The 2,910-nt window shown below is 73.2% G+C and carries 2 protein-coding genes; both read right to left on the bottom strand.

Annotated elements, in window-relative coordinates:
* A partial coding sequence (locus D471_RS0116345; RefSeq protein WP_017599619.1) for an FAD-binding and (Fe-S)-binding domain-containing protein occupies positions 1-2,091 on the bottom strand: 2,091 nt, incomplete at its 3' end.
* An 87-nt stretch (positions 2,092-2,178) separates the two neighbouring features.
* On the bottom strand, positions 2,179-2,910 hold a 732-nt coding region (locus D471_RS0116340; RefSeq protein WP_017599618.1), incomplete at its 5' end, for a glycoside hydrolase family 18 protein.

The raw sequence follows: 2,910 nt of genomic DNA, 5'->3' as shown, positions 1-2,910 counted from the left end.
TTTGCCCAGCCGCGACACCCCGGGCAGGCGTGCCGCCCGGTTGGTCTCGGCCGGTGCCAGGGCCGCCAGGCGGGCCCAGACGGGCAGCCAGCCCATCGAGTAGTGGGCCGCGGGTCGGACACGGCCCTTGTAGTGCTGGTGGAGGAACTCGGCCTTGTAGGCGGCCATGTCCACGTTGACCGGGCAGTCACTCAGGCAGCCCTTGCACGACAGGCACAGGTCGAGGCTCTCGCGCACCTCCTCCGACCGCCAGCCGTCGGTGATGACCTCGCCGCTCGCCATCTCGAACAGCAGGTGGGCGCGCCCGCGGGTGGAGTGCCGTTCCTCCTGGGTGACCTGGTAGCTCGGGCACATGACGCCGGGGCCGCTCTGGCGGCGGCACTTGCCCACGCCGGAACACCGGCGCAGGGTCCGGGCGAAGTCGCCGTCGTCGTCGGTGTAGGCCAGGGCGCCCTCCGACAGCAGCGGCAGCTCGGGCCGGAGGTCGGAGGCCACCCGGATGTCGGCGTCCAGGGGGAGGGGGTCGACGATGATGCCCGGGTTCAACAGGCCGTCGGGGTCCCACGCACGCTTGAAGGCCCCGAACGCCCGGATGACCGACTCGGGGTACATGCGGCCCAGGAGTTCGGAGCGGGCCTGGCCGTCGCCGTGCTCGCCGGACAGGGAGCCGCCGTGCGCGACGACGAGGTCGGCCGCCTCCTCCATGAAGGCCCGGTACTCCCGCCGCCCCCGCTCGTGGGTGAGGCCGAAGTCGATGCGCACGTGCAGGCAGCCGTCGCCGAAGTGCCCGTAGACGACACCGAAGCGGCCGTGCCGTTCCATGAGGGCGTCGAAGGCCCGCAGGTAGCCGCCGAGGTTCTCCGGCGGCACGGCGGCGTCCTCCCAGCCGGACCACGCGTCGTTCCCGTCGGGGGTGCGCTGGGTGAGTCCGGCCCCCTCCTCCCGGATCCGCCACAGCGCCCTCTGGTGGGCGACGTCGGTGACCACGACCGCGTCCCTCGGGCGGGAGGCGCCCTTGAGCCCGGAGAGCATCCGCTCCGCCGCCCCGGCGGCCTCGGCCGGGTCCCCTCCGGCGATCTCCACCAGGAGCCAGGCGCCGCCCTCGGGCAGTGGCACACGGGAGCGGGAACCCTGACGGTCCAGGGCGGCGACCATACGGTCGTTGATGCCCTCGACCGTCAGCGGAGCGTGGCCGATCAGGTCGGGCACGGCGTCGGCGGCTGAGGCGGCGTCCGGGTAGCCCAGGACGGCCAAGGCGCGGGCGGGCGGCGACTCGACCAGGCGCACCGTGGCGCCGAGCACGAACACGCACGTGCCCTCGGTGCCGACGAGGGCGGCGGCGACGTCGCGACCCTTCTCCGGGAGCAGCCGGTCCAGGGCGTAGCCGGAGACGCGGCGCCGGAACTCGGGCATGGCGGTGCGCAGTTCGGCGCGGTGGTCCTCGACGATCCGGGTGAGCTCGGCGTAGATCCGCCCCTCGCGGCCGGGGCGCCGGGTCAGCTCCTCCCACTCCTGCGCACTGTGCTGGGAACCGACGGTCATGCGGGTGCCGTCGGAGAGCAGGACGTCGAGGGAGACGATGTTGTCGGCGGTGGTGCCCCAGGCCACGGAGGGGGAGCCGCAGGCGTTGTTGCCGACCATGCCGCCGATCGTGCAGCGGCTGTGCGTGGAGGGATCTGGTGCGAAGGTGAGCCCGTGTTCGGCGGTCGCCCGGCGCAGGTCGTCGAGGATGACACCGGGCTGCACGGTGGCGGTGCGCGCCACCGGGTCGATGTCCTCGATGGCGCGAAGGTGGCGGGAGGTGTCGATGACGACGCCGGTGCCGATGGCGTTGCCCGCGATCGACGTGCCTCCGCCGCGCGGCACGACCGGCACACCGTGCTCGGCGCAGGTGCGGACGGCGGCCACACAGTCGTCGACGGTCTCCGGGATGACGACGCCGAGCGGGACACGGCGGTAGTTGGAGGCGTCGGAGGTGTACAGGGCGAGCGTTCCCGGGTCGAAGGCGACCGTGCCCCGGACCCGTCGTTCCAGGTCGTGTCGGAGGTCGGCGGGGGCGGTACGGGAGGAGGTGAGCTGCGCGTCGGCCATGTCCTCAGCGTGGCCGCCCGGGTCCGGCCGTGGCAACCGTGGCGCGCCCGGATCGTCACCGGTTCTGGGGAGGCCCCTCGCCCCGGCTCAGTCCAGGGACTCGTCCATGGCCCGGACCAGTGTGCCGTCCGGGTCCATGTCCAGGTTCCACATCATGAGCCCGCCCAACCCCCGGTCACGCACGTACTCGCCCTTGAGCGTGATCACGTCGGTGTTGTCGTAGGTCCACCAGGTGTCGCCGTCGTAGATCCAGTACGCGCCCGCCTCCTCGTCGAGGAAGCGCCGCCCCTCGCGTTCCTCCAGGTCCGCGAAGGCCATGGTGGGACCGTCGTAGGCGTCCTCGGCGGGTGCCTCGGGCACCTGGCCGCGCCCCGCGCCCTCCGGTCCCACGCCCTGCCAGCCGCGGCCGAAGGCGGGCACGCCCACGACCAGTCGTGAGGGGTGCGCGCCCAGGTCCAGGTAGCGCTGGACGGCACGGTCGACGCTGTTGGCGTCGGGATCGCTCCCCGGGGCGTGGAGGTTGGAGTGGTGGGCGGTCCGCTCGCTCCAGGGCCCCGCGAAGTCGTAACCCTGGACCGTGGCGAAGTCGACGAGTTCGAACAGTTCGGCGTCGTAGGCGGCGCTCTGCTCGGCGCCGCCCGGCAGCGACACCGAGAGCGTGTACTCCTGCCCGGTCTCCTCGGACAGCGCGTCGAGTTGGCGGCGGAACTCCGCCACCAGCGGGGTGAAGTTCGCGGCGTCGTCGGGGTGGACCGTGTTGCCGGGCTGGCCTCCTCCCCCCGGCCACTCCCAGTCGAGGTCGATGCCGTCGAACACCCC

The sequence above is a fragment of the Nocardiopsis lucentensis DSM 44048 genome (assembly GCF_000341125.1).
GTDB lineage: Bacteria > Actinomycetota > Actinomycetes > Streptosporangiales > Streptosporangiaceae > Nocardiopsis > Nocardiopsis lucentensis.
The sequence above is the reverse complement of the archived record's forward strand: the minus strand, read 5'-3'. Positions and strand labels throughout refer to the sequence as shown.